This is a genomic window from Sphaerisporangium album (assembly GCF_003323745.1).
Lineage (GTDB): Bacteria > Actinomycetota > Actinomycetes > Streptosporangiales > Streptosporangiaceae > Sphaerisporangium > Sphaerisporangium album.
Genome location: NZ_QOIL01000009.1, coordinates 297,507 through 324,015, shown reverse-complemented (window position 1 = coordinate 324,015; position 26,509 = coordinate 297,507). Strand labels below are relative to the sequence as shown.

Sequence of the window (26,509 nt, the reverse complement as noted above, 5' to 3'; positions counted from 1 at the left end):
GTTTCCGGGGGCGGGCACCCCGCCGCCCGGGGTTCCGGCGGCGCGGTGAGGGGCCGCTCAGCCGTACGTGTCGCCCGGACCTCTGCTTCCGGTAACGCGCAGGCCACCGGCGGGTCTGGGCCCGTTCTGCGGCCCGCGCACCTTCACCCTTCGCACGGTACCGTCGCCGAGCTCCTCGTTCAGACGCCTGACCAGCGTGGACGCCAGCAGGCGTACCTGGGTGGCCCAGGCGGTCGAATCGGCCACGACCACGAGCTCGCCGTCGACCAAGGTCTCGGGCTTGGTGTGGGCGGCGTTCTCGGGGCCGACGATCTCGTGCCAGCGCCCGAACACTCCCCCGACCGCGGCCGGCTGCTCCCACCCCCGGTCGGCCAGAAGATCGCGGATCGCCCGGCCGAAGAGCTGCGGATCGCCGGAGTCGCGGCGGACCGCCGAACGGCGCCTGGGCTCACGCCGTGGGAGCCGGCCGCGTTTGGCGGCGTCCGCCTTGGCCTGGGCGAGTTTCTCGCGCGCGAGGGCCGCCCCGCGCGCGGCGAGGCCCTCCGGCGACTGCACCCCCGTCACCGCCGACGCCTCGGCGCCGGAATCATTTGACACGGATGACGCTCCCTTCCGCGACGTCGAACCGGGCACCCGCGAGCTGCGCGGGGACGTCCTCGGGCACCGCGGCGGTGATCAGCACCTGCTCGGCGGGGCTCACGATCTCGGCCAGGCTGCGACGCCTGCGGCTGTCCAGCTCGGCGAACACGTCGTCGAGGATCAGCACCGGGTCGCCCCCCTCGGCCCTCAGCAGGTCGTAGGCGGCGAGCCTGAGCGCCAGCGCGAACGACCACGACTCGCCGTGGCTGGCGTAGCCGCGCGCGGGCAGCTCGCCGAGGCTCAGGAACAGGTCGTCGCGGTGGGGGCCGACGAGCGTCACGCCGCGTTCGAGCTCGGCGGGCCGCGCCTCGAGCAGGCTCGCCCGCAGGGCTTCCTCCAGGACCGCGCGGTCGGCCACAGGGGTCGCCCCGCCTGTGGACGGCGACGCGGCGGCGGTATCCCCCGGTTCGCCCACGGCTGTGGACGCTGTGGACGACAACGTGCCGCGGTACTCGATGCCGGCGGGCGCGGAGGCCGGGGCCAGCAGCGCGTACGCCCGCGCGACGTAGGGCCGAAGCGCCTCCACCAGGTCGAGCCTCGCGGCGAGCAGCTCGGCGCCGTGCCGGGCGAGGTGAACGTCCCAGACCTCCAGCGTGGAGAGCGCGTCTCCGGCGCCGGCGGCCGAGAACCCGGCCTCGGACTCCTGGCGGCGCGGGCTCTGCCGCCTGCCCGGCCGTGCCTGCATCGCGCTGCGCAGCAGGGCGCTCCGCTGCTTGAGCACGCGGTCGTAGTCGGCGCGCACGCCCGCGAAGCGCGGCGCGCGGGCCACCAGCAGATCGTCCATGAACCGGCGCCGGTCGGACGGGTCGCCCTTCACCAGCGAAAGATCCTCGGGCGCGAAGAGCACCACGCGCAGCAGGCCGAGGACATCGCGCGGCCGCGGCACCGGGGAGCGGTTGAGCCGGGCGCGGTTGGCGCGCCCCGGGTTGATCTCCAGCTCCACCATGGCGCGGCGGTCGTCGCGGACCACCACGGAACGGATGATCGCCCGCGCGGCGCCCTGGCGGACCAGCGGCGCGTCGGTCGCCACCCGGAAGCTGCCGAGCGTCGCCACATAGCCGAGCGCCTCGACCAGGTTGGTCTTGCCCTGGCCGTTGGGGCCCACGAACGCCGTCACCCCCGGCTCCAGCTCCAGCTCCACAGAGGAGTAGGACCGGAAGTCGGTCAGCGACAGGTGGGCGACATGCACCTCACGAAGGTTAGTGCGCCCCTACGACAACATGGGCACAACTGGTTCACGCTCTCGGCGCGCGCCGGTGCCGGGTCCGAAGTGTCTGAGGCGGCGGAGGGGGCCAGAGGTGCCACGGAGGGCCATGAACCGGCCGTTGGACACCGGGCCCATCCACGGACCCCGGGCGTGGTGCGTGCGGGATCCCTGGAGCCCTTACAGGGCCTCGGATGGGGCGGCCCGGCTCAGCGCTGCGCCTCCACCGGCGGGACGACGTCGGCACCCGGCGCGTCGGCGCCCTTGGCGCGCTGGCCCTCGACGGCGGAGACGGCGTGGCCGCCGAACTGGTTGCGCAGGGCCGCGACCATCTTCATCGCCGGAGAGTCGGTCTGGCGGGAGGAGAACCGGGCGTAGAGCGCCGCGGTGATCGCGGGCAGCGGCACGGCGTGGTCGATCGCGGCCTGGACCGTCCAGCGGCCCTCGCCGGAGTCCTCGGCGTAGCCCTTCAGCTCCGACAGGTCGGCGTCCTCCTCCAGGGCGCGGACCAGCAGGTCGAGCAGCCAGGAGCGGATCACCGTGCCGGTGCGCCAGCTCTTGAAGGTGCCGGGCACGTCGGTCACGATGTCCGTGGCCTCCAGAAGCTCCCAGCCCTCGGCGAACGCCTGCATCACGCCGTACTCGATGCCGTTGTGGACCATCTTGGCGAAGTGGCCGGCGCCGATCTTGCCGGCGTGGACGAAGCCGTCCTCCCCCTCGGGCTTCAGCGCCTCGAAGATCGGCATCAGCCGGTTCACGACCTCGGCGTCGCCGCCGACCATCAGGGCGTAGCCGTTGCGCAGGCCCCAGACGCCGCCGCTCACGCCGACGTCGACGAATGAGATGCCCTTGGCCGCGAGCTGCTCGGCGTGCTTCTGGTCGTCGAGGTAGTGGGAGTTGCCGCCGTCGATGACGACATCGCCGGGGGAGAGAAGCTCGCCGAGCTGCTCGATCGTCGCTCTGGTCGGGTCACCGGCCGGGACCATCACCCAGACCACGCGAGGGGCGTTCAGGCGGTCGACGAGCTCGCGCAGGCTGCCGACGTCGCTGGCCTTGGGATCGCGGTCGTACCCCACCACGTCATGACCGGCACGGCGCAGCCGCTCGGCCATGTTGCCGCCCATCTTGCCCAGCCCGATCATGCCGATCTGCATGCCTGTCACCCCTCGATGAAGGTCTTTCATCATTCACGACGCACCGCTCGCGCCGTACCCCGGCCTGCCCGGTCCAATCAGACGGGCCGACGGGGATCCTAGCTGGACAACCGGATCGGCATGATGAGGTACCGGTAGTCGGGCGTGATGCCGTCGTCCACAGGCTTTCCGGTCAGGATCGCGGGTTTCGTGGACGTCGTGAACTGCAGCCGCGCCACGTCGGAGTCGATCGCGCCGAGGCCTTCCAGCAGGAACTGGTGGTTGAAGGCGATGTTGATCTCGTCGCCGTCGAAGTCGACCGGCAGCACCTCGACCGCCTGCGCCTCGTCGCCGCTGCCGGCCTCCAGGACGACCTCGCCGCCGTGGAAGGCCAGGCGCACCGGCGTGTTGCGCTCGGCGACCAGCGCGACGCGCTTGACGGCCTCGACGAACGCGGAGGTGGCCAGGTCGGCGTGCGCGGAGAACTCGGTCGGCAGCAGGGAGCGGTACTTGGGGAACTCCGGGTCGAGCAGGCGGGTGGTGGTGCGACGGCCCGCGCTGGAGAACCCGATCATGCCCTCGCCGGTGCCGCCCGTGGAGCTCAGCGCGATCTCGACCTCGGCGCCGGTGGTCAGCGACTTGGCCGTGTCGGCGAGCGTGCGGCCCGGGATCATCGCGATGGCCGAGAAGTCGGGCTGGTCCGGCTGCCACTTGAGCTCGCGGACGGCGAGGCGGTAGCGGTCGGTCGCGGCGAGGGTGACGGTGTCGCCCTCGATCTCCATGCGCACGCCGGTGAGCATCGGCAGCGTGTCGTCCTTGCCCGCCGCGACGGCGACCTGGGCGACGGCGGAGGAGAAGATGTCGCTGCCGACCCGGCCGGCCGCCGGGGGCATGGCGGGCAGCGAGGGGTAGTCCTCGGCGGGCATCGTCAACAGGGTGAACCGGGCGCTTCCACAGGTGACCACCGCTTTCGCGCCTTCAACCACGAAATCCACAGGCTGTGCGGGAAGGGCTCGCGTGATCTCGGCGAGGAGGCGGCCGGAGACGAGCACCAGGCCCGGGTCTCCGGTCTGCAGCTCCAGGGTGACCTCGGCGGACACCTCGTAGTCGAACCCTGAGAGCTTGAGCTGCTGCTGGTCGGTGACCTCCAGCCGCATGCCGGCGAGCACCGGCACGGACGGCCTCGCGGGCAGGCTGCGCGCGGTCCACGCCACCGCCTCTGCCAGCACGTCTCGTTCGACCCGGAACATCACGTGGATCCGCCTCCTGTTGATGAGCTGTGTGTCTGTGTGTCGGTTGCTGGGCGTCGCGGTCTTCGTCCCGGCTCAGGCGCTCCGCGCCCTTGGTGCAAGTCTTCACCCTCGGGCACGGGCGCACCTCCGGAACCCTTCTATGGGTCTTGAGTTCTTAGTAGAGAGAGATACAGGTCATCTAAGTAGGGGCCGTGGATACTGTGGAAGTCTACTGTCTTCCCAGCTCAGAGGCCTTTTGTTATCCACCGGGCCTGGGGATGACCGGTGGGTTTCCGAGCCCGGCCTGGGGATGACGGAAGGTTGCGCACAGGCCGTCCCCAGATTCGGGGGTCTTCATCCACCGGTCATCCACCGGGTTTCCACCGGTTATCCACGGGGTAGGAAGGACATTTCGGAGGGGGCTCCGACACTACCCACAGGCCGCCCACAGGTCGTCCACGAGTAGTCCCCAGGTCTTCCCCAGGATGTCCCCAGAGTTGTCCCCAGGGTCGGAAACCAGGTTTCCCGGCCGGTCGCTTGCTTGGTCGCGTCCTGTGCGCCGGTTTCGCTGCATTCATCGGCAGTGTGCCCTGATCCACAGAGTTATCCACAGGCTGTGGATCATTAGGCGCTACGGGAGTTCTGTTTGATGCGGTTCGTCAGCTCGGTGACCTGGTTGTACATCGACCGCCGCTCGGCCATCAGCGACCGGATCTTGCGTTCCGCGTGCATGACGGTGGTGTGGTCGCGCCCGCCGAACTGCTGGCCGATCTTGGGAAGCGAGAGGTCGGTGAGCTCGCGGGCGAGGTACATGGCGATCTGCCGGGCCGTGACGAGCACGCGCGAGCGCGAGCTGCCGCACAGGTCGTCGATGGACAGCCCGAAGTAGGCCGCCGTCTGCGCCATGATCGTCGCGATCGTTATCTCGGTGCTGGAGTCCTCGGTGATGAGGTCCTTGAGCACGACCTCGGCGAGTTGCAGGTCGACCGACTGCCGGTTGAGGCTCGCGAACGCCGTGACCCGTATGAGCGCGCCCTCCAGCTCACGGATGTTCGTCGAGATCTTGCTCGCGATGTATTCGAGCACGTCACCGGGCGCGGCGAGCCCCTCCTGGATGGCCTTCTTGCGAAGGATCGCGATGCGGGTCTCCAGCTCGGGCGGCTGCACGTCCGTGATCAGCCCCCACTCGAAGCGGTTGCGGAGCCGGTCCTCCAGGGTGACCAGCTGCTTGGGCGCCCGGTCGCTGGAGATGACGATCTGCTTGTTGGCGTTGTGGAGGGTGTTGAAGGTGTGGAAAAACTCCTCCTGCGTCTGCTCCTTGCCTTCCAGGAACTGGATGTCGTCCACGAGCAGGATGTCCACAGCCCGGTACCGGGCGCGGAACCCGTCCGCCTTGTGGTCGCGGATCGAGTTGATGAAGTCGTTGGTGAACTCCTCGGAGCTCACGTACCTCACCCGCGCGCCGTCGTACAGGCGCTGGGCGTAATGCCCGATGGCGTGGAGAAGGTGGGTTTTCCCCAGCCCCGAATCGCCGTAGATGAACAGCGGGTTGTACGCCTTGGCCGGCGCCTCGGCCACGGCGACGGCGGCCGCGTGCGCGAAACGGTTGGACGCGCCGATGACGAACGTTTCGAATGTGTACTTGGGGTTCAGCCGGGCGGGCTCGCTGGGCTTGCCGCCCCTGCTGTCCCAGCGGTTCTGCACAGGCGGCCGGTCGAAGTTGTCCGGATCCTGGCGCGGACGCGGCGGCTGTGCCTCCGGCCTGCCCGGATAGGACGGTTGCGCGGCGTATCCCCCGGTGGGAGAGGAGTACGACTGCCCGGCGTCGCCGCGCGCGTACGGCTGCGGGGGCTCGACCCGGGGAAAAGGCTGAGAGGAGTCGCCCCGAGGCTCGGCCGGGTAGGGCTCGGAGCCCTCGCCACGAGGAAACGGCTGGTCACCCCGGGGGAAGCGCTGCTGAGAGTCGCCGCGGGGAAAGCTGTCGCCTCGGGGGAAGGGCTGCGCGGAATCGCCGTGGGGATAACGCTGCGCGGCGTCGTCACGGGGGAACGGCTGCTCGGAGGCGGCGGCGTCCTGCTGCGGGGCCGGGGACTGGTCGAGCCCGCCCTTGCCCTGCCGGTCGAAGCCGTCCTGCCCCTGGTAGCCCTCCTGTGGATAACCCTGGGACGGACCCGCGGGCGCGTCGCCGTAGGAGCCTTCGGAGTTGCCCCCATAGCCGTAGGAGTACGGCTGCCCCTGTGGCCGGGGCTGTGGATAGTCGGTGGATATCCCCTGCTCGCGGAACGGCGGATGGCCCATGGACCCCGGCCCACCAGGCTGTCCGTACCCCTGCTGCGGTTGTCCACCCTGGGGATAACCGTCGCCGCGCGGAGCGGGATTCTGGGGATAACCCGTCCCCGAGGCGGGCGGGGCGTCACCGGCGCCCGCGAGCGGGTCCACCATGACGGCCACCCGCATCGGCCGACCGAACTCCTGGGAGAGGGCCTGGGCGATCACCGGGCGGAGCTTCGTCTCCAGGACGTCCTTGGCGAAATCATTGGGCGCCGCGAGGATGAGCGTGTCGTTGGCCAGCCCGATCGGCCGGGTCATGTTCAGCCACGCGCGCTGCTGGGGCGAGACGCGTCCTTCCGCGAAGCTCTCCAGCGCTCGGGCCCACAACGAGCCGAGGTCGACGCCATCCATTGGCCGGCCCCTCCTCCCTTACGCGGCCCCCGTAAGCTCGCCGCGGTTCGTTATCCACATGGACGCCCACCGGAGCAGGCTCCGTCGGTGCCGGGCCTCGCGGCTGTCCCCACAGCGTTGTCCGCAGGCTCCTTTCGGTGGTCCACAGCGGGTCCACACTGTTTCCACAACCCTTGGACGCGCCTCCAGGCACTTCGACGAGCGGGAGGGAAGGTTCCGGAGGGCCGACAGTAGCGCTGTGCACACCCCTGTTCAAGACGTTGTCCACAGCCTAGTGGCTGGTTGGGGGAGGCACGATGCACATCCTGTGGATGACGCGGCGCCGGTGGAAAGAGGGGCTGTGGAATAGTGGATAACCTGCGGTGGACTCGCGGGGACGCCCGTCCGGTTTGACCTTTGCCCCGCCTGCCCCGTAACGTACGACGGTCGGCTTGTCGCGCGACGGCACTTCGGCGTGCCCGCGCATCCGGCAAGCTTTTCCCTGTGTTTCCCTCACTCCGCACCGCGTGCGGGTGAACTCAAGCCTGGAGCCCACTCGTGAGCAAGCGTACTTTCCAGCCGAACAACCGTCGCCGCGCGAAGACCCACGGCTTCCGGCTGCGCATGCGCACGCGGGCCGGTCGCGCGATCCTCGCCGCCCGCCGTCGCAAGGGCCGCGTGGAGCTCTCCGCCTGACGGCGCGGAGCGTCCGGTGCGTGTTCGTTCGCCCGTCGGGACTGACCGGCGGGCGATAGCCGTACCCGGACCCGTGCAGGTCTGAAAGCAGGTCCGCTCGTGCTGCCGTCCGCCTCCCGCATGCGGCGGGGTGAGGAGTTCGCGAACGCGATCCGTGGAGGAAGACGCGCCGGACGCCCCACCCTCGTCGCCCATCTGAGCACCCAGGGCGATCCCGAGGCCCCGCCCCTGGTGGGTTTCGTGGTATCCAAGGCCGTCGGCGGCGCGGTCGTCCGGAACCGCGTCAAGCGCAGGCTGCGCCACCTGATGCGGCACCGCCTGCACTGTCTACCGCGAGGTAGCCTGCTTGTTGTACGCGCCAATCCACAGGCGGCGTCCGCGCGAAGCGAGCACCTCGCCGCCGAGCTCGACGTCGCGCTGGATCGACTGATCGGGCGGCGGTCGCCTGAACGGCGGCCAGATCGTCCGGCCGCGACGGATGGACGATCATGACAAGCCGTGACACGGGGGCCGGCGAGCGGGTCGCGACGCCGGCACCGCCGCCGGGCGTCAGCGTGAGCCCGCCACCCCCGCCGGTATCACCGGCCGCTCGGGTGCTCATCGGCCCGATCCGGTTCTATCGAGCCTTCATAAGCCCCCTCCTCGGGCCGCGATGCCGCTTCGAACCATCCTGTAGTGCCTATGGCCTCGAAGCGATCGCCGTCCACGGCGCGGCGCGGGGGCTGTGGCTGACCGTCAGGCGAATCGGGCGTTGCCACCCCTTCCACCCGGGAGGTTACGACCCGGTGCCTCCGCGCCCGGTCGGGTCCCACGACGAAACGCAAGGGAGCTAGCTCGGTGGAGCTGACATTCCTGGAGCCGCTGTATACGGCGGTCGCTACGGTGATCGCCTGGATTCACGGGGCCTACAGCGTCATCATCCCCCCCGATAACGGGCTGAACTGGGCCCTCACCATCATCACGCTCACCGTGCTGATGCGACTGCTGATCTTCCCGCTCTTCCTCAAGCAGATGCGCTCGTCGAAGAAGATGCAGGAGCTCGCCCCCAAAGTTCAAGAGCTGCGCAAGAAGTACAAGAACGACAAGCAGCGCATGAACCAGGAGGTCATGAAGGTCTACCAGGAGGCGGGCGCCAATCCTCTCGGCGGCTGCCTCCCGATCGTGGCCCAGTTCCCGATCTTCATCTCCGTCTTCACGGTGCTGCGCGCCATCGCCGAGGACAAGGCCGCCCACGGCATGTCCCAGGCGCTGGTCGACAGCGCCCGGGCCGCGCACATCTTCGGCGCGCCCGTGCCGGCGACCTTCTTCACCAGCGCCCACGACATCGAGGCGTTCGGGGCCGACCCGATCATCACCAAGGTCGTGCTCGGCATCTTCGTGGCGATCAGTTCCGCCACGACCTTCCTGACGGTCCGGCAGAGCGTCACCCGCTCCATGGCGCAGATGCCGGACAACCCGATGGCGCAGCAGCAGAAGATCCTGATGTACATCTCGCCGCTGTTCGCGGTGTTCAGCCTCAACTTCGCGCTCGGGCTTATCCTTTACTGGGTCACCACCAACCTGTGGACGCTCGGTCAGCAACACTGGTTCTACAGCCGTCACCCGATGCCGGTCGTCGACGCCAAGGGCAACGTGGTGCAGCCTGAGCCCAAGCCAGGGCTGCTGAGCAAGATCCTGCCGAGCAGGGCCGCCAAGGCCGAGGACGCGCCCCAGGACGCGCCTGCCGAGCCCGAGCAGAAGATCATCCGCCAGCAGCCCACCAGGCAGCCGCGCAGCAAGCGCACAGGTACCAAGAAGTCGTAGCCGGTTGTCTAAAGGAGTCCGGACGTGACAGAAGTCAACGAGGATCAGGCCCCGCAGGCCGTCAAGGCCGCCCCCGACGTCGCCGCCCTGGAGCAGGAGGGCGAGATCGCGGCCGACTACCTCGAAGGGCTGCTGGACATCGCCGACCTCGACGGCGACATCGACATGGACGTCGAGGGCGACCGCGCCCTCGTCTCCATCGTGGACATCAAGGGCAGTGACCTCATCGGGGAGAACGGCGAGGTCCTGGAGGCGCTGCAGGAGCTCACCCGCCTGGCCGTGCACCGGCGCACGGGCGAGCGCTCGCGGCTCATGCTCGACGTGGGCGGCTACCGCCAGGGCCGGCGGGTCGAGCTCAGCAAGCTGGGAGCCAAGGCCGCCGAGGACGTGAAGCGGTCCGGCGAGGCGAAGTCGCTCCAGCCGATGACGCCGTTCGAGCGCAAGATCGTGCACGACGCGGTCGCCGCCGCCGGGCTGCGCAGCGAGTCGGAGGGCGAGGAGCCCGAGCGCTACGTCGTCGTCCTCCCCGCCTGAACGACCGGAGCGACCCACGCGTCCGGAGCGTCACAGGCAGGGACCGACGTAGGCGGGCAGAACGTGCGCAGGCCGCCGATCCTGAGGGGATCGGCGGCCTGTCGGCTTTTCCAGGCTCCTTTCTGTCGCGAAGGAGCCGGGCAATCCGATGCGTCTTCTTTGTTGTAACCCATGGGTCGTACGGTCCCGGCGGCGGCTCTTGGTGACTTTCGCGATCTTTGACCTGCTTATGACCTGCCGATGACCCCGGCACTCCCCCGCGCCGCCGGACGGCCGCACGTCCTCGCGCGCCCCGCACCCTGGTTCGCCAGGGGCAGGTCCTCGTCACCTCCGTCGCGTCGGACCGACGAAGAGTGCCGGGACGGCTACCCTTACGCGGAGATGTTGTGACCGTTCTAGTTGAGTGAGTGATGGCGGAAAGCGACGAGCTGCCCGACGCGCCCGCTGTGGCGCGCGAGGTTTTCACCGGAGAGGCGTGGCCCCGGGCCCAGGAGTTCGCGGAGATGCTGGCCGGGCCCGGCGTCGTCCGAGGGCTGCTCGGGCCACGGGAGATCCCCCGCATCTGGGACCGGCACCTGCTGAACTGCGCCGTGGTGGCCGAGGCCGTGCCGGAGGGCGCGCACCTCGTCGACATCGGTTCCGGCGCGGGCCTCCCCGGGGTGGTGCTGGCGATCGTCCGGCCCGACGTCCAGGTCACTCTGCTGGAACCCCTGCTGCGCAGGACCACGTTCCTCGAGGAGTGCGTGCAGGAGCTGAAGCTGGACAACGTGGAGGTGCTGCGGGCGCGTGCCGAGGAACTCGCCGGCAGGCGGACGTTCGACGTCGCCTCCGCCCGCGCCGTCGCGCCGCTCGACCGGCTGCTCTCGTGGTCCATGCCCCTTCTGCGCGAGGGCGGCCAGCTTCTGGCGATGAAAGGGGAGCGCGCGGCGGAGGAATTGGAGGCCGCAAGGCAACAATTGCAGGCATATGGGGTGCAGACCGCCGAGCTTGTCACGGTCGGGCGCGGTAAGGTCGATCCGCCCGCGACTCTTGTCCGGGTGGTCGCCGGACGCTCGCCAGCTCGACGCGCGCAGGCTACGCGGCGTCGACGGAAGAGGTGACGGTTATGCCGGATACGGCAGGCGGCCTGGGCTGGCCGGGTAGTCATGTCTCCGCCACAAGCGGGAGGCCGTCCGGCCTCGGCTGGCCGTCAACCCCCCCTGCCGTGCCGGTTGAAAGGACGACGGCCGTGACACAGTCCCCCCTTAACCCCGGCGATTCGCCGCTGGTCCGAGAGGCGCTCAGCTCAGTGGTTTCACGTGAAACAGCTCCGTCAGCTCCCGTGGCCGCTTCGATCGGCTACACCTCAGGCATGTCGGAGGGCGACTGGCCCCGTCCTCCGAGACGACGCATCATCACCATCGCCAACCAGAAGGGCGGCGTCGGCAAGACCACGACGGCGGTGAACCTCGCTGCGGGGCTGTCGATGCACGGCCAGCGGGTCCTGGTCGTCGACCTCGACCCCCAGGGCAACGCCTCGACGGCGCTGTCGGTCGAGCACCGCGGGGACATCCCGTCCGTGTACCAGGTACTGGTAGAGGACCTCCCGCTCAAGGAGATCGTCAGCCCGGTGCCGGACATGCCCAACCTCTACTGCGCCCCGGCGACGATCGGCCTGGCCGGCGCCGAGATCGAGCTCGTCTCCCTCGTCGCGCGGGAGGCCCGCCTGAAGCGGGCGCTCGAGGCCTACGACGCGAACGAGCTCGACTACATCCTCATCGACTGCCCGCCCTCGCTCGGTCTGCTCACCGTGAACGCCATGGTCGCGGCCGAGGAGGTCATGATCCCGATCCAGTGCGAGTACTACGCGCTCGAAGGGGTCAGCCAGCTCCTCCAGAACGTCGAGCTCGTGCGGGTGCACCTGAACCAGGTCCTCCGGGTCTCCACGATCCTGCTCACCATGTACGACGGCCGCACGCGGCTGGCGTCCCAGGTGGCCGACGAGGTGCGCTCTCACTTCGGTGACACGGTGCTCAACACGGTCATCCCCCGCAGCGTCCGGGTCTCCGAGGCGCCCAGCTACGGCCAGTCCGTGCTCACGTATGACGCGGGCTCCAGTGGCGCCATGGCCTACATGGACGCCGCGCGTGAGCTCGCCTTCCGGGGGGCCACGGTGGCGGGAAGCTGACCCGGCCCGGCGGCGGCGCCCTCCCCCGGAGGGTCACGCGCCGGGCCCGACCGGTACGTCAGGATCAAGTCGAGGACGCGGCGGCAGAGGCGGCGATGACGGTGGCCGTCTCCGCGTGAGCGGGCCGTTGGGCAAGGAGGAGTCGTGGGCCAGCAGAGGCGTGGTGGATTGGGGAAGGGACTCGGAGCCCTGATCCCCACCGGGCCGATCGTCGAGGCGCCGGCGGGCGCGGGTACGGGTACGGGCGCCGGGGTGGGCGCGGTCCCGGAGACCGCCCCGGTGGACGGCGGGCTCAAGCCCGTCGCGGGCGCCTATTTCATGGAGATCCCCATCGAGGCGATCACCAGGAACCCGAGGCAACCCCGCGAGATCTTCGACGACGACGCCCTCGGTGAGCTCGCCGATTCCATCCGCGAGGTCGGCCTTCTCCAGCCGATCGTCGTGCGGTCCTTGGGCGACGGGGCGTACGAGCTCGTCATGGGGGAGCGGCGCTGGCGGGCGTCCAAGCTCCTCGGCCTCAACGAGATCCCCGCCATCGTCCGGAACACCCAGGACGACGAGATGCTCCGCGACGCCCTCATCGAGAACCTCCAGCGGGAACAGCTCAACGCGCTGGAAGAGGCCGCGGCCTACCGTCAGCTCCTGGACGACTTCGGCGCCACGCACGAGCAGCTCGCCCAGCGCATCGGCCGCTCCCGCTCGCACATCACCAACACGCTGCGGCTGCTCAACCTGCCCGGCAACGTCCAGCTCCGGGTGGCGGCCGGCATGATCAGCGCGGGGCACGCCCGGGCGCTGCTCACGCTGAACGACCCGGCGGCACAGGACCACCTCGCCGCCCGCATCGTCGCCGAGGGCCTGTCCGTCCGCACCGTCGAGGAGATCGTCTCGATGGGGGAGGCCACCGCGGCCCCGGCGCCCCGCGCCCGCCGTGCCAAGGAGGCCGCCGACCCAACGCTGGCGCACCTGGCCCACCGTCTTTCCGACCACTTCGAAACCCGGGTGAAGGTCGATCTCGGCCGGCACAAGGGCCGTATCGTCGTCGAGTTCGCCACCATGGACGATCTCGAACGCATCATCAGCGCCATGGCCCCGGGAGCGGCGAGCTCCGTGAACGGCCTGGAAGACTGAACGCTCCTCGTGGGGCGGGGAGGCCCGGCCGGGCGATCCCCGCACCGTTTCACGTGAAACACCGCGCGCCCGTCTGTGCCTGTGGCCGAGCCTCCGGCTCGGCGGGGAGTTCCAGAGGCGGGTCAGTAGGGCCTGTGGCCTCCCCCCTAACTTGGGTCAGCCCTTGAGGGCCTGGCGGATCGCCGTCGCGAACGTGTCGACGTCCTCCGGTGTGGTGTCGAACGCGGTCATCCAGCGGGCGGCGCCGTCCATGACGTGGAAGCGGAACCGCGCCTGCAACACGGCGGCCGCCTCCGCCGGGATGGACGCGAAGACGGCGTTGGACTGCACCGGCCAGCGGATCGTCAGCCCGGGAAGGTCCTCGACCGCGTCCGCGAGCCTGCGGGCCATGGCGTTCGCGTGGGCGGCGTTCCGGCGCCAGAGCTCGTCGGTGAGCAGCGCGGAGATCTGCGCCGAGACGAACCGCATCTTGGACGCGAGCTGGAGCGTCTGGCGCCGCAGGATCGAGCCGCCCTCCGCCAGCTCGGGCCGCAGCACGACCACCGCCTCCCCGATCATCGCGCCGTTCTTGCTGGCGCCGAAGCTCAGCACGTCCACCCCGGCGTCGGTCGTCAGCGCGCGCAGCGAGCACCCGAGGTAGGCGGCGGCGTTGGCGAGCCGGGCGCCGTCCATGTGGAGCAGCATGCCGTTGGCGTGCACCGTCTCCGCCAGCGCGGTGACCTCCTCCAGCGTGTAGCAGGTTCCGATTTCGGTCACCTGGGAGATGGAGACGACCTTCGGCTGGACCGCGTTGAAGTCCTCAGGGTCGGCGAGCCGGGCAGTCACGTCGCCGGGTGTCAGCTTCCCGTCGGGCGTCGGGACGGTGAGGAGCTTGACGCCGAGGACGCGCTCGCTCGCGCCGCCCTCGTGGCCGGCGATGTGCGCGGTCTCCGGGCAGATGACCGCTTCGTAGCGCCGCCCCAGCATGAGGCTGAGGCCCACCATGTTGGCGCCGGTGCCGTTCAGGACGACCAGGTTCGTGGCCGCGTCGCCGAACTCGGCGCGGATCCGGACGTCGAGGGCGTCCGTCCACGGGTCACCGCCGTACGGGACCGCGTCACCGTCGTTGGCGGCACCCGCGGCGGCGATCACGGACGGGTGGGCGCCCGCGTGGTTGTCACTGGCGAAGCTCTTGGAGTAAAAGGTCTCGATCACGTCCGCAAGGCTACGCGGCGGCTCTGGTCTCGATCGGGACGGATGGCCGGTAGCGGCGCCGCGCGGTGGCACGACGCCGCGAGGGGTCTATTCGGCGGAGGCGCGGCGGACGGCGGCGCGCAGCAGCGACGCGCAGATCACGGACAGATCCTCGCCTGCGGCCTCGACCGCCATGGGGAGGAGGGAGGTCTCGGTCATGCCGGGCGCCACGTTGACCTCCAGGAAGTGCGGGAGGCCCTCGGCGTCGACGATCAGGTCGGTCCGCGAGAGGTCGCGGAGGCCGAGCGCGGTGTGCGCGGTGATGGCCATCTGGGCGCAGGCGTCGGCCACCTCGGGGCGCAGCCGCGCCGGGGCGAAGAACTCGGTGTGCCCGGCGGTGTAGCGGGCGGAGTAGTCGTACACGCCCTCGTTCGCGACGATCTCGACGGGCGGCAGCGCCACCGGACCCTCGCCGAGGTCGACGACCGACACGGCGACCTCCACGCCCTCGATGTACCGCTCGACGAGCGCGGTGTCGCCGTACGCGAAGCAGCCCACCATGGCGGCGGGCAGCTCGTCGGCCTTGCGGACGATGGAGGCCCCGAGGGCCGAGCCGCCGCGCGACGGCTTGACGAACAGTGGCAGCCCGAGCCGGTCGATGATGCGGGCCAGCACGGCGGACGCGCCGAGGTCGTGGAACGTCTCCTTGGGAAGCACGACGGCCTCCGGGGTGCGCACGCCGACCGAGCGCACGACGGTCTTTGCGGTCGGCTTGTCGTAGGCGATGCGGCACGCGTCGGGTGCCGCCCCGACGTACGGCACCGAGAGCAGCTCCAGCACCGAGCGGATCGCGCCGTCCTCCCCGCTTCCGCCGTGCAGCGTCACGAACACCGCCTCCGGGGGGTCGGCGAGGACGGCAGGTACCAGGCTCGCGTCGGTGTCACGCGTCTCGACGTCGATCCCGGCCGCACGTAGCACCTCGCTCACCCGGCGGCCCGAGCGGAGGGAAACCTCGCGCTCGTACGACAAACCGCCCGCCAGCACCAGCACATGGCCGAGATCGCTCATCGAGGACCCTTCTTACTTCGGTGGATAGAGAGAGGCGCCCCCGCCCGGCCGGGACGGGGGCGCCACCAGGTGATGTCTTCAGGCTAGGTCGGGCCCGGGGGTGTCCACCCCGGTGTGGGCCGGCGCCGAGCCCGTGCCGAACGTGTCGCGGGTCAGCAGCTCCTGCTGCACCACGCCCGCCAGGCGCCGGACCCCCTCGCGGATGCGGTCCGGCTCGGGGTAGCAGTACGACAGGCGCATGTTGCGCGCGCCGGAGCCGTCGGCGTAGAAGCCGGTGCCGGGGACGAAAGCCACCCGCTCGGCGACGGCGCGCGGCAGGATCGCCTTGGAGTCCAGCCCCTCGGGCAGCGTCATCCACACGAAGAAGCCGCCCGCGGGCCGCGTCCAGACGCAGCCGGGCGGCATGAGCGCCTCCAGCGCGGCGAGCATGGTGTCGCGCCGCTCGCGGTAGAGCTCGCGGAACGACTTGATCTGCTCGCGCCACGGCTGGGTGGCGAGGTACTGCCCGACCGCGAGCTGGGCGAAGCTCGAATGGGACAGCACGGCCGACTCCATCGCGAGCACCAGCTTGTCGCGGACGGCGTGCGGCGCGAGCGCCCAGCCGACGCGGAAGCCCGGGGCCAGGGTCTTGGAGAACGACCCCAGGTAGACGACGCCGTCCGGGTCGTCCGCCCTTAACGCCCGCATGGGGTCGCCCTCGAAGCCGAGCAGCCCGTAGGGGTTGTCCTCCACGACCAGGACGTCGGCGCGGCGGCAGATCTCCATCACCTGGCGCCGGCGGGCGGCGCTGAGCGTGACGCCCGCGGGGTTCTGGAAGCTCGGGATGGTGTAGAGGAACTTGATGCGGCGGCCCTGGCGCGCCACCGACGCGATCGTCTCGGCCAGGGCCTCGGGGACGAGCCCGTGGTCGTCCATGGCGACGTGCACGACGGACGCCTCGTAGGCCGCGAACGTGCCGAGCGCGCCGACGTAGGACGGCCCCTCGGCGAGCACGACGTCGCCGGGGTCGATGAAGATGCGGGTGACCAGGTCGAGGGCCTGCTGCGAGCCGACGGTGACGACGACGTCGTCGGCGTTCGCCTCGATGCCCTCCAGGCGCATGACCTCGCAGATCTGCTCACGCAGGGCGGGGTCGCCCTGGCCGGAGCCGTACTGGAGCGCCACCGTGCCACGCCGGGCGACCAGGTCGGCGACGAGCTCGCCCACGCTGTCGAGGGGGAGGGCCGTGACGTACGGCATGCCGCCGGCCAGCGAGACCACCTCGGGCCTCGACGCGACGGCGAAGAGAGCTCGGACCTCGGAGGCCACCATGCCGGCCGCGCGTGCCGCGTACCGGTCGATGTAGGCGTCGATGCGCGACCCGTGGGCCGCCGTGCTCCGACCGTGATCCCGCTCCTGCGTCACGGTCCACCTCCTCGTCGTAGCCGACTAGGTCCTTGCGAAGACACCAGGGTACGGCAGTGAATGGCCGGGCCCCTGGTAATTACTTCACTTAGGGCGCTTATCACGGGCAAAGCGAACAAAATGCGCGTGACATCGGGGGTTCCGGGTGGGGAACCTCGTGCGGGTCGGACGACCAGGACCGCCGTACTCCGCTTTCACTCGGCTACCATGCCAGTCTGGAGACGCCCGTAATTCGTGCGCTATCTCGCCATGACCCGCGCTCGTCTCGCAAGGATTGGGGGCCCTGAGGTGTCGCGCCGGCTCGTGAACGTCACGCTCGACAATCTTGATGATCTGCCGCGCCGCTGCAGGCGGTGCGTTTTCTGGGAACTCGACCCGGTGAGCGGAGAACGCGCCCAGATGGCGGGCGATCCGGGGCTGGAAAAGGAGGCCTGGATCTCCGCGACGCTCCTGGAATGGGGCAGTTGCGGGAAGATCTGCTACGTGGACGGGGTGCCCGCCGGTTTCGTCCTGTACGCACCCCCGCTGTACGTCCCGCGCTCGGTCGCCTTCCCCACTTCGCCGGTGAGCGCGGACGCCGTCCTGCTGATGACCGCGCACATCGTGTCGGAGTTCTCCGGCGGCGGCCTGGGGCGCATGCTCATCCAGGGCGTCGCGAAGGACCTCACGCGGCGCGGCGTCCGGGCGATCGAGGCGTTCGGCGACCTGAAATGGGAGGAGCCCGGGTGCGTCCTGCCCGCCGAGTACCTGCTCGCGGTCGGGTTCAAGACGGTTCGCCCGCATCTGCGCTTCCCGCGGCTCCGGCTGGAGCTGAAGACCGCCGCCTCATGGCGTGAGGACGTCGAGGTGGCCCTCGAACGCCTGCTGGGCTCCATGACCCCCGAACGGGCCCTGCGTCCCGTCTGAGGCCCTCTCAGCCGCCCGAACCCGCGATCACCCGGCACCGCCAACCGGTCCAGAACGCCACAGAGCCCCTCACGCCAACGGCGTGAGGGGCTCCTGGGTGGGGTGTGCCGCTCGGAAGCGGTGGTACGGCTCGTCGGAGCCGCAGGGGCGTCAGATGACGCCGTCGAGCTCGCGCAGCAGCATGGCCTTCGGCTTGGCGCCGATGATCTGCTTAACGACCTCTCCACCCTTATAGACGTTCAGGGTCGGAATCTGGAGTACGCCGTAGTCCCGCGGAGTCACGGGATTCTCGTCAATATTGATCTTGACGATGCTGAGCTTGTCGGCGTGCTCGGTCGCGATCTCCTGGAGGATCGGCGCGACCTGGCGGCACGGACCGCACCACTCGGCCCAGAAGTCCACGAGCACGGGCTTGTCGCTCTTGAGGACTTCGGCGTCGAACGTGGCGTCGGTCACTGACTTGATCTCGCCCAAGGTTCTCTCCCTTAACTGTTAGGCGGTGGCGTGGTCCGCGAGCCAGCGCTCGGCGTCGATCGACGCCGAACAGCCGGTGCCCGCGGCGGTGATCGCCTGGCGGTAGGTGTGGTCGACGACGTCGCCGGCGGCGAAGACGCCGTCGATGTTCGTCCTGGTGGTCGGCGCGTCGACCACGACGTAACCCTCGTCGTCCACGTCGAGCTGGCCCTTGAAGAGCTCGCTGCGCGGGTCGTGGCCGATCGCGATGAACACGCCCGTCACCGGCAGCTCGGTCTCCTCGCCGGTCTTGAGGTTCTGGACCTTGACGGCGCTGACGCGGGTGTCGCCGACGATGTCGGTCACCACGCTGTCCCACACGAAGCTGATCTTCTCGTTGGCGAAGGCGCGATCCTGCATGATCTTGCTCGCCCGGAGCGTGTCGCGCCGGTGGATCACCGTCACCGACCGGGCGAACCGGCTGAGGAACGTGGCCTCCTCCATGGCGGTGTCGCCACCGCCGACCACCACGATGTCCTGGTCGCGGAAGAAGAAGCCGTCACAGGTCGCGCACCACGACACACCGCGGCCCGACAGCCGCTTCTCGCTCGGCAGGCCGAGCTGGCGGTAGCCGGAACCGGTCGCGACGATCACGGTCTTCGCGTAGTAGGTCTCGGTGTGGGTCTTGACCACCTTGGGGGTCTGGGTGAGGTCGACCTCGATCACGTCGTCGGCCAGGAGTTCGGCGCCGAACCGCTCCGCCTGCTTGCGGAAGTTGTCCATCAGCTCGGGGCCGAGGATGCCGTCGGGGAAGCCGGGGTAGTTCTCGACGTCGGTGGTGTTCATGAGCGCGCCGCCCGCCGTGACGGAGCCCTCGAACACCAGCGGATTCAGGTCCGCGCGCGCGGCGTAGACCGCGGCCGTATACCCGGCCGGCCCCGACCCGATGATGATGACATTCCGGACGTCGCTCACGCTCTTGGCCTCTCATGCCCGTGGGTGGTCACTCGCTCGACTGCCTGGTGGGACCGCCGGGGACGCGTCGCCGCACCGGCCCCGGCCTTTCCTGCCTGTTCATCGATGCCAGTCGCCTCAACAGATCCTAGGCGTCGGAGATTCCCGCCCCGCCCATGCGCGGCCCTGACACGGCGAAGTCCCCCGAGGGTACTCCCCGGGGGACTTCGGCGGCGCGTGCGGGGCGGTCGTGGTGACCGCCCGTGAGGGACGACTACTGCCAGCGGCTCACGGCGGGCGGCCGCACGTTGGCGCAGCCGTCGTTGACGACGTACACGAAGACGGCGTTGCGGAAGCGGTCCTTCCAGAAGGCCACGACGGTGGCCTCGTTGCCCTCGTAGAAGCCCTGGTCGACGCCGATGGGCTTCGGAGCCTTGACGCCGAGCTTCTTGCCCACGCGCGCGGAGAGCTTCGCCACGCAGCGCGTGACGGCGGCGTCGGCCGTCGCCGAGCTGTCGGTACCGGGGCCGGTCGCGCCGACGTAGGTGGCCAGAGGGCCGTCCAGGACGCTGCTGGAGTAGTTGTAACCGCTCTTGCCGACGATGTAGTCGGCGGCCTGCGGGGCCGAGCCTGTGCCGATCTCATAGTGCTTGGTCGGCTTGGCGCTCGGCTTCGGCTGGTCTATGGCGATGGGCGGCGCCGTCCCCGTGCCGGGGCCGGACGCCGTCAGCATGCTCGCGGTCACGCCCGCCCCGCCGATGACGACGGCCGCCGCGACGCTCGCCGCCACGGGCATCGCCCAGCTGCGCCGCCGGGACGTCCTGCGCGTGCGCCTGGCCGGGACGATGGAACCGTCGTCGGCGACGATGCCGAGGGGGACGACCTCCTCGGGCCGCTCGACGGCCGGTGGGGGCTCCGCGGGCAGCTCGGGAAGAGGCGCGGGGGTCTCCCAGGGGGAGTTCGCCATGATGCGGTCCCAGTCGGGCGCCTCGTCGAGCTTGAGGCCCCCTTCGCGCCTGGACTCCGCCTCCGCTGCCAGCGCCTTGTCGATGCGAAGCGCGACACCCATGGGCATCGCCGGCACCGGCACGGCCGCGAGCAGCTCGCGGACCGCCGCCAGCTCGGCGAGGCTCTCACCGCAGGGGTCGCATATCGCGAGATGCTCGCGGACCCGTGCGGCAGTTGCGACGTCGAGGAGACCCTCGGCCAGTTCGGCCAGGACCTCGAGGTCGTAGTGCGTATCACCCGTCACGAAGTTCTGCTCCCTTCGCGGATGAGACGCGGGTTAGGTCCGATCGGTTCCGCAGATGCGCAAGAATCGGGGCGAGTTTCGCACGGCCCCGGGCGCAGCGGCTCTTGATCGTGCCGGTCGGCACGCCGAGCACCTGGGCGGCGTCCTCCACGGAGTAGCCCATCATGTCGACCAGGACCAACGCGGCCCGCTGGTCGGCCGGCAGGAGCTTGAGCGCGGCCGAGACCTCCATGGACACGTCCCGATCGCCCGTGTGGTCGGGAATCGGCGTGTCCCGCTCGGCCGCCTCGACGAGCTCGTCGTCGGCGACAGGGCGGATCGACTTGCGGCGCATGCGGTCGAGGCAGGCGTTGACGACGATGCGGTGCAGCCACGTGGTGACCGCCGCCTCGCCGCGAAAGCTGTCGGCCTTGCGGTAGGCGGAGACGAAGGCGTCCTGCACGGCGTCGGCCGCTTCGTCCGGGTCACCGAGAGTGCGCAGGGCCACGGCCCACATGCGATCTCGGTGTCGGCGGACGATCTCGCTGAATGCGTGTGGATCACCGCCGATATGGCGGGTCAGCAGGTCGGCGTCGGTCGACGCGGACCCTGCGGCCTGCTGTGCCGCCGGTGGGCTATCGGGGGGAAGGTTCACAACGCGTGTCCTGTTAGGCCGATCCGGGAGAGTTCACCACTACCTCATAGATGGTGCCACGAAACTTCGCGTCAAACGCTGGAAGGCGCGTAAACCAGATCAAAACGTACTGACCTGTCGTCGCCTTCGCCGGTGTGAGGGTCACCGTGCCGGAGACGTTCTCCTGCTTCGCGGCCGTCTTGAGCGCCTTCAGATCAGGGCTGTCACCCACCTTGAGCTGGATGGTGGCCCCGGGCCTGTCGCCCAGCGACACCACCACGTCCGACACCGCGGTCGCCTTGCCCATGTCGAGCAGCAGCCCGACGCCTTCCTTCAGTCCGCCCAGGTCGGCGGTCTGGTAGCTCAGGGTGTGCCACTCGGTGGACGCCTTGCCGTCGATGGCCAGGTGGGCGGTCTCGGGGTGCTCGGCGAGGTCGTCGCCGAGCGGGTCGAAGCCCGTGGCGCTCGCCGGCTTCACGGTGACGATCTTCGGTGGCGGAGGCTTGGAGGCGGACGCGGACGGGCTGGCCGCCGTGTCGCGCTTGCCGAGGTTCTGCCCCAGAGTCCACGCGCCGATGCCCACCGCGGCGATGATCAGCAGGACGACCACGGTCACCATGACACGGCCGGCCACGCCGCCGGAGCGGGGAGGTCTCGGCTGCACGGGCGGATGGGAGGATTCCTGCTGCCGGGGCGGCATCGTGTGGTCGAGGGCGTCGGGCGCCTCGGAGCGGAAGCCGAGGGCCGGCGGGATCGCCGACACGGGCACGGGCGCGGGCCTCGGCACCTCGGCCAGCGCCTCGGCGACGTCGGCGGGGGTGGCGAGCGGGGGAAGCCCGCGGCGCGGCTCCTGGAGCAGCGCCCGGCACGTGATCGCGTCCAGGAAGCCGGGGACGCCCGCCGTGACCTGGCGGGGCGTGCAGATCTTGCCGTCGTCGAGCGGGGCGGCGGGGAGGCCGACATCGCCGTCGCCGGGCCAGTGGCCGGTCAGGGCCGTGTAGAGCAGGCGTCCGAGACCCTGCGCGTCCTCCCGGGCCGCATCGTCGCTCTCGACCGCGCACAGGGAGGCGTCCACCGCCAGGCCGAGCAGCTTGACGGTGTTCCCGGCCGTCCAGATCAGCCGGTCGGGGGTGAGGCACAGGTGGGCGAGCCCGGCCTGGTGGGCGTGGGCGACCGCCTCGGCGGCCTCCGCGACCAGCGCCGCCGCGCGCTCGGGCGCCATCGGCCCCGAGGAGACCATGTCGGTGAGCGTCTCGCCGGTGACCCACTCGCTCACGACGTAGGCCTGGCCGTCCTCTTCGGCGGCGTCGAAGACCTGCGTGAGGCGGGGGTCGGTGAGACGGCTCGCGCCGCGGGCCGCGGTCACGACCTCGGCGACGCGCTCGAACTCCGGGGACAGCGTGAGGACGGCGACGGGCCGCGCCAGCACCTCGTCGATGGCCTTCCACAAGGTGGCGCCACCTGACTCGCTGACACGGTCTTCCAGGCGGAACCGGTCGGCCAGCCGGCCGCCGGGCTCCACGGCAGGGGCGCTCATGAGGCGTTCCTCTCCCTGGTCGTGGGCGATGTCCGTGCGAATACCCCCACGCCCCTCCTGCTCCTTGTCAGCCGGCAGTGCCCGGCCTCCACCGTGCACCGGCACCATGGTAGTCCGGAGCGGGTGCCGCCCGTGTTGCCCTTGGAACACGGGCGAACCGGACTTCGCGGTTCCCTATGCCTAGCGGCCTACCCGTCCGGCAACAAGTCCAATGATCGAAGTGATCTCGGTGATGCGCATTCTGTGGGACGCGACCAAGTAGATCAGCCCGCCGGCGCCGCCGCCCGCGATCAGCATGATCGCCGAGCTGAGGGGCGTGACGCCCGCGATCTGCTTGGTGCCCCACAGCGCGGCCAGCGCGATCGCGGCCGCCGGAATCGACGCGATGTACATGCGCGACAGTCCCGACGCGACGGCCCGGCCACCGAGGCCGCCCTCGACCTTCGTGGCGGCGAGCCGCCACGCGACCGCCCCGCCGAGGACGTACGCCAGCGTGAAGGCCAGGGCGAGCCCCATGACGATGAGATGGGGCGGCAGGACCAGGTAGAGGAGGAACCCCGAGGTGGCGTTGAGCACGACGTTGCCGACGGCGATCAGTGCCGGGGTGCGGGTGTCGCCGAAGCTGTAGAACACCCGCAGCAGCAGCTGGTAGATCGAGAAGGGCACCAGCGCGAGCCCGAACACCTGGAGCACGTTTCCGATGTTCACGGCGTCGTCCACCGACGTGTTGCCGTGCGCGAAGATCAACACGGCGATCGCCGGGCCGAGCACCATGAGCATGAGCCCGGCGGGCACGATGACCGCCGAGACGAGCCGCACGCCGGAGGTGAACTCCTGGCGGATCGCGTCGAACTGCCCCTCGTGGGCGTAACGGCTCATACGGGGCAGCATCGCCGTGATCACCGAGACGGCGATGATGCCGTACGGCAGCTGGAAGAACTGGTACGAGAGGGTGTACGACGTGAAGCCGGCGACGTGCTCGGAGCCGGCCTTGGCGGTGGCGCCGGTCGCGAGGTTCGTGGTGATGATCAGGCCGATCTGGTTGACCACGACGAAGCCCAGCGTCCACGCGCCCATCTTGCCCATCTCGCCGAGCCGGGCGTTGCGCAGGTCGAACCGGGGCACGAAACGGAACCCCACCCGGTGCACGGCGATGACGAGGATGATCCCCTGCGCGACGATGCCCGCCGTGGTGCCGATGCCGAGCAGCGCCAGGTCCGAGGAGGTCACCGCCTTGACGTCACCGCCCGCGTGGCTCACGACGTGATACATCAGGCCGACCGCGATGACGACGATGTTGTTGAGCACCGGAGCCCACATGGGCGCCGCGAACCGGTCGCGGGTATTGAGGATGGCGCCCGCGACCGCGCCGATCCCGAAGAACGCGATCTGGGGCAGGATGTAGCGGGTCAGCGTGACGGTCACCTGGAACTCGACCTCGTCGAGGTTCGTCGTCATCACGCTGACCAGCACCGGGGCGAAGATCACGCCGAGCACGGCGATGGTGAGCAGCGCCAGTGTCGCCACGGTCATCAGCCGCTGCTCGTACGCCCGGCCACCGTCGGGGTCGGTCTTCTGCGCCTTCACGATCATGGGGACGACGACGCTGCTGAGCACGCCTCCGATGAGGAAGTCGAACAGCATCATCGGGATCATGTACGCGACGTTGTACGCGTCGCCCAGGGCCGCGACGCCGATGGCCGAGGCGAGCACCGCGGTCCGGAAGAAGCCCGTCACGCGGGAGACCATCGTGCCGGCGGCCATGATCGCGCTGGCGCGCAAGACCCGGCTCATGAGGGCCCCTCTCGGTGCTGGGCGGGTTCGGGGACGACGGCGGGGGCGGGCGGCGGCGCCGGCCTGCGCCGGCCGGTGGGGCGCCGCGAGTGGCGGCGCAGGATGCGCAGCGTCACCGCGGCCAGCATGACGGCCAGGGCCGCGCCGACGATCACCAGCGCGATGCCGGTGTACCCGGTGGTGCGCACGGTGATCTCGACAGGGGGGCCGTACCGAGCCCCGGTCGCGCTGGTGAGCTGCACCTTGACCGTCGCCTGGCCGCCGCCGCTGGCGGTCATCGGGATGTCGATGGGCCGGGTCTTGCCGGGGCTGATCGTGACCGGGGACTCGTAGGAGCCGATCGTGAGCAGCTTGCGGTCCCCGGACGTGATCTTGACGCCGACGGTGACCTCCTGGTCGGGGAGGTCGTTGCGGATGCTGATCGGGATCACGCCGTTGTTGCCCGCCAGCATGCGTTCCTGCTCGCCGGTGCTCACCGAGATGGCGTCGGTGCGCGTCGTCACCGCCGCGTCGATCTGCTTGACCAGGGGGGACGCCTCGCCGGTGCGGCCGCGCCACGCCGAGGAGGTGAGCCGGAGCAGGGCGGTGTCGAAGACCCGCCGGCGGTCCTGGGTGACGACGGCGGTGAGGTCGGCGCGGCGGCCGAGCTTCTTGACGCCCGAGAGGTAGGACTTGCCGAGCTCGGCCTGCCGGTCCTTGTCGGTGTAGAGCAGGCCGGTGCGCGGAGTCGCCGGCTTGGACGGCTTGACGGAGCCGAGGGTGACCGGCTTGAGCCAGGGCGCGGACGCGGTGGCCTTCAGCAACGCCGTGACGAAGGCGGGGTCGGGGTTCCAGCGCCGGGGAGGCGCGGCCACGACCGTGCGGGCCTCCTGGGGACGCTCGGCGCCGATCATGACCGTCTCGGCGAGGAAGCGCTGGGTGGCCAGCGTGGGGCCGCCGGGGGCCGAGGCGCCGGACGTGAGGAGCTGGCTCAGCACGGGGTCGACGAGCACCACGCCGACCGTCCCCTTGACCGTCTCCAGCTTCGCCCCGGCGTCGGGGGTGTAGGTCACCGGAGGGTTCGGGGGCAGGGCCGTCGCGGACAGCAGGACGGTCTTGACATCGCCGACGGCCAGCGCGTCGAGGGCGTCGTTGTCGATCACCCCGCCGACCGGCCAGTTCACGCTGGTGGTGACCTCCTTGCCGAGGAGGTCGGTGGCGACGGACCCGCCCATGTCCAGCGCGGTGCGCGCGGCGGAGTCGAGCCCCTGGTGGCTGACCGCCGCGACGTCGGGGTCGCCGTAGGGGGTGGCGGAGACGGGGACGTCGGCCAGCGCCGTGCGCACCCTCTGCAGCCACTGGCCCGCGGCCTGGTCGGCGGGCTTCTTGGCGGCTCCGACGGAGTATCCCTGCGACATGGCGCGCGCGTCGTCGAGCAGGGACGGGTCGACGAACCAGGTGACGCCCTTGGACGGCGTCTCGGCGATCTTCAGGATCTTCCCGAGCCGGCCGTCGTCGGCGAGGGACTGCTTCAGGCCGTCGTCCACGAAGGTGGAGTCGTCACCCCTGCGCGGCTGGTCGACGAGAGGCAGCGCCCAGGCGATCTTGGTGCGGGCGACGGGCTGGTTCGCCGGCGCGTAGGGCATGAGGGTGCGCTGGGCGGCGAGCTGCTGCCCGGCGGTGTTCACCAGCTCGATGGTCATGGGGTAGACGCCGAAGCGGAACATCTGCAGCTCGGCGGGGGTGAAGGTGAACTCCCAGGGCACCTTGCCCGACGCCGGGAGCTGGCTCACCGGGACGGTGAACCGCGTCGAGTCGAGGATCTGGCCGCCGTCGGCGAAGGCCTGCATCTCGGCGCGGGTCGCGAACGGCTGGCGGGAGAAGCGGAGCCGGACCGACACCCACGACATGGTCGCCGCGCCGGTGTTCGCCACGGCGCCGGTGATCTTCACTGGAGTGGAGGAGTCGCGCGGCACCGCCGGGGCGATGGAGCTCACCACGATCTGGGCGTCCTGACGGCTGGTCGCGGAGGCGGCCTGCACCTGCCCGGCCGGAGCGACGGTCGCGCGCGCGGCACCGGCGACCGCCGCCGGGACGAGGAGGAAGGCGGCGGTCAGCACAGAGATCAGGGCGGCTCCGCGGGTCACGTGCCGGCCAGGGGTGGAGTTCGGCGCAC

The 26,509-nt window shown here is 70.5% G+C and carries 24 protein-coding genes; 9 read left to right on the top strand and 15 right to left on the bottom strand.

The features are described from left to right. Positions 1–57: 57 nt before the first annotated feature. The 5 genes from DQ384_RS18420 to dnaA all read right to left on the bottom strand — a co-directional run bounded on the left by DQ384_RS18420 (position 58) and on the right by dnaA (position 6,890). A complete protein-coding gene (locus DQ384_RS18420; RefSeq protein ID WP_114030053.1) occupies positions 58–597 on the bottom strand; it encodes a DciA family protein in 540 nt (179 codons plus the stop codon). After that, the gene (recF, locus tag DQ384_RS18415) at positions 587–1,828 is read right to left on the bottom strand and encodes a DNA replication/repair protein RecF (protein WP_114030052.1); all 1,242 of its coding nucleotides are present in this window, start codon (positions 1,826–1,828) and stop codon (positions 587–589) included. The genes DQ384_RS18420 and recF overlap by 11 nt, the downstream gene beginning before the upstream one ends. A 224-nt stretch (positions 1,829–2,052) precedes the next feature. Then, the gene (gene gnd, locus DQ384_RS18410; protein ID WP_181871279.1) at positions 2,053–3,027 is read right to left on the bottom strand and encodes a phosphogluconate dehydrogenase (NAD(+)-dependent, decarboxylating); all 975 of its coding nucleotides are present in this window, start codon (positions 3,025–3,027) and stop codon (positions 2,053–2,055) included. A gap of 68 nt (positions 3,028–3,095) precedes the next feature. After that, on the bottom strand, positions 3,096–4,229 hold the full coding sequence (gene dnaN, locus DQ384_RS18405) for a DNA polymerase III subunit beta (protein ID WP_114030050.1): 1,134 nt from the start codon (positions 4,227–4,229) through the stop codon (positions 3,096–3,098). 603 nt (positions 4,230–4,832) lie between these two features. Then, positions 4,833–6,890 carry a chromosomal replication initiator protein DnaA gene (gene dnaA, locus DQ384_RS18400; RefSeq protein ID WP_114030049.1) on the bottom strand — a complete coding sequence of 686 codons (2,058 nt, stop codon included), beginning with the start codon at positions 6,888–6,890 and terminating at the stop codon, positions 4,833–4,835. 537 nt (positions 6,891–7,427) lie between these two features. Between dnaA and rpmH the strand changes: the two genes are divergently transcribed. The 8 genes from rpmH to DQ384_RS18360 all read left to right on the top strand — a co-directional run bounded on the left by rpmH (position 7,428) and on the right by DQ384_RS18360 (position 13,200). After that, complete coding sequence (gene rpmH, locus DQ384_RS18395; RefSeq protein WP_012895733.1) at positions 7,428–7,565, top strand: 50S ribosomal protein L34; 138 nt, start codon at positions 7,428–7,430, stop codon at positions 7,563–7,565. Between the two features lie 99 nt (positions 7,566–7,664). Continuing rightward, on the top strand, positions 7,665–8,057 hold the full coding sequence (gene rnpA / locus DQ384_RS18390; protein WP_114030048.1) for a ribonuclease P protein component: 393 nt from the start codon (positions 7,665–7,667) through the stop codon (positions 8,055–8,057). Further along, positions 8,054–8,398, top strand: a complete 345-nt coding sequence (gene yidD, locus DQ384_RS18385; protein ID WP_114030047.1) for a membrane protein insertion efficiency factor YidD — start codon at positions 8,054–8,056, stop codon at positions 8,396–8,398. Before rnpA ends, yidD begins: the two co-directional genes overlap by 4 nt. Before the next feature lie 4 nt (positions 8,399–8,402). Continuing rightward, positions 8,403–9,368: a membrane protein insertase YidC gene (yidC, locus tag DQ384_RS18380; RefSeq protein WP_114030046.1), complete on the top strand. Its 966-nt coding sequence runs from the start codon at positions 8,403–8,405 to the stop codon at positions 9,366–9,368. A 24-nt stretch (positions 9,369–9,392) separates the two neighbouring features. After that, positions 9,393–9,902: a Jag family protein gene (locus DQ384_RS18375; RefSeq protein WP_114030045.1), complete on the top strand. Its 510-nt coding sequence runs from the start codon at positions 9,393–9,395 to the stop codon at positions 9,900–9,902. Between the two features lie 410 nt (positions 9,903–10,312). After that, on the top strand, positions 10,313–11,002 hold the full coding sequence (gene rsmG / locus DQ384_RS18370) for a 16S rRNA (guanine(527)-N(7))-methyltransferase RsmG (RefSeq protein WP_114030044.1): 690 nt from the start codon (positions 10,313–10,315) through the stop codon (positions 11,000–11,002). 251 nt (positions 11,003–11,253) lie between these two features. Then, positions 11,254–12,069: a ParA family protein gene (locus tag DQ384_RS18365; protein WP_114030093.1), complete on the top strand. Its 816-nt coding sequence runs from the start codon at positions 11,254–11,256 to the stop codon at positions 12,067–12,069. Positions 12,070–12,213: 144 nt separating this feature from the next. Then, positions 12,214–13,200, top strand: a complete 987-nt coding sequence (locus tag DQ384_RS18360) for a ParB/RepB/Spo0J family partition protein (protein WP_114030043.1) — start codon at positions 12,214–12,216, stop codon at positions 13,198–13,200. 156 nt (positions 13,201–13,356) lie between these two features. On the opposite strand, the gene DQ384_RS18355 is transcribed toward DQ384_RS18360, so the two are convergent. The 3 genes from DQ384_RS18355 to DQ384_RS18345 form a co-directional block, all read right to left on the bottom strand. Beyond that, positions 13,357–14,394 (bottom strand): threonine aldolase family protein, encoded by a 1,038-nt coding sequence (locus DQ384_RS18355; protein ID WP_114030042.1) that lies wholly within the window; start codon positions 14,392–14,394, stop codon positions 13,357–13,359. A gap of 87 nt (positions 14,395–14,481) precedes the next feature. Continuing rightward, positions 14,482–15,441, bottom strand: a complete 960-nt coding sequence (locus tag DQ384_RS18350) for a D-alanine--D-alanine ligase family protein (RefSeq protein ID WP_114030041.1) — start codon at positions 15,439–15,441, stop codon at positions 14,482–14,484. A 78-nt stretch (positions 15,442–15,519) separates the two neighbouring features. Continuing rightward, positions 15,520–16,752, bottom strand: coding sequence for an aminotransferase-like domain-containing protein (locus DQ384_RS18345; RefSeq protein WP_114030092.1), 1,233 nt, complete (start codon positions 16,750–16,752; stop codon positions 15,520–15,522). Between the two features lie 396 nt (positions 16,753–17,148). On the opposite strand from DQ384_RS18345, the gene DQ384_RS18340 reads away from it, so the two are divergent. Then, positions 17,149–17,751, top strand: coding sequence for a GNAT family N-acetyltransferase (locus DQ384_RS18340; RefSeq protein WP_245966576.1), 603 nt, complete (start codon positions 17,149–17,151; stop codon positions 17,749–17,751). Between the two features lie 150 nt (positions 17,752–17,901). Here the strand turns inward: DQ384_RS18340 and trxA are convergent, their stop codons facing one another. From trxA to DQ384_RS18305, 7 genes are all read right to left on the bottom strand, one after another. Next, positions 17,902–18,225, bottom strand: coding sequence for a thioredoxin (trxA, locus tag DQ384_RS18335; RefSeq protein WP_114030039.1), 324 nt, complete (start codon positions 18,223–18,225; stop codon positions 17,902–17,904). Between the two features lie 18 nt (positions 18,226–18,243). Then, positions 18,244–19,179 (bottom strand): thioredoxin-disulfide reductase, encoded by a 936-nt coding sequence (gene trxB / locus DQ384_RS18330; RefSeq protein WP_114030038.1) that lies wholly within the window; start codon positions 19,177–19,179, stop codon positions 18,244–18,246. A 253-nt stretch (positions 19,180–19,432) separates the two neighbouring features. Next, positions 19,433–20,410 (bottom strand): hypothetical protein, encoded by a 978-nt coding sequence (locus tag DQ384_RS18325; protein WP_114030037.1) that lies wholly within the window; start codon positions 20,408–20,410, stop codon positions 19,433–19,435. Next, positions 20,400–21,044, bottom strand: a complete 645-nt coding sequence (sigM, locus tag DQ384_RS18320) for an RNA polymerase sigma factor SigM (RefSeq protein WP_114030036.1) — start codon at positions 21,042–21,044, stop codon at positions 20,400–20,402. The genes DQ384_RS18325 and sigM overlap by 11 nt, the downstream gene beginning before the upstream one ends. A gap of 13 nt (positions 21,045–21,057) precedes the next feature. After that, positions 21,058–22,560 carry a protein kinase family protein gene (locus DQ384_RS18315; protein ID WP_114030035.1) on the bottom strand — a complete coding sequence of 501 codons (1,503 nt, stop codon included), beginning with the start codon at positions 22,558–22,560 and terminating at the stop codon, positions 21,058–21,060. Between the two features lie 180 nt (positions 22,561–22,740). Then, a complete protein-coding gene (gene murJ / locus DQ384_RS18310; RefSeq protein WP_114030091.1) occupies positions 22,741–24,354 on the bottom strand; it encodes a murein biosynthesis integral membrane protein MurJ in 1,614 nt (537 codons plus the stop codon). Beyond that, positions 24,351–26,480, bottom strand: coding sequence for a DUF6049 family protein (locus DQ384_RS18305; RefSeq protein ID WP_114030034.1), 2,130 nt, complete (start codon positions 26,478–26,480; stop codon positions 24,351–24,353). Before DQ384_RS18305 ends, murJ begins: the two co-directional genes overlap by 4 nt. Positions 26,481–26,509 lie beyond the last annotated feature (29 nt).